This is a genomic window from Amycolatopsis vancoresmycina (assembly GCF_000716785.1).
Classification (GTDB): domain Bacteria; phylum Actinomycetota; class Actinomycetes; order Mycobacteriales; family Pseudonocardiaceae; genus Amycolatopsis; species Amycolatopsis vancoresmycina.
On record NZ_JNYY01000061.1, the window covers coordinates 1 to 356 of the forward strand.

Annotated in this window: 1 rRNA gene; it reads left to right on the forward strand. The window is 56.7% G+C overall.

Annotated features, from left to right (window positions below):
* Positions 1-60, forward strand: a 16S ribosomal RNA gene (locus tag OO60_RS44315); the annotation flags it as partial.
* Between the last annotated feature and the right edge of the window lie 296 nt (positions 61-356).

Here is a 356-nt window from a genome sequence, read left to right on the forward strand (position 1 = left end):
ATTGGGACGAAGTCGTAACAAGGTAGCCGTACCGGAAGGTGCGGCTGGATCACCTCCTTTCTAAGGAGCACAACACATCCCAGCTTCGGTTGGGAGTGGCTGAGGCTTAACACCCGCACGTGGTGTTGTCTCGGTTGCTCAAGGAATTGTGGAACTACTGGTTATCGCCGGCGACGGTGAGCGAAGTCCGCGTGAGTACTGATCCGTAAGGATCGTGGAAAGCACGCACCGAGCTCGGGTGGTCGGGTGTTCGCTATGCACACTGTTGGGTCCTGAGGCAACACGCCTTGGGGCTTCTGCCCTGGGAACGCGTTTGTTTCTGGTGTGGTGTTTGAGAACTGTAGAGTGGATGCGAG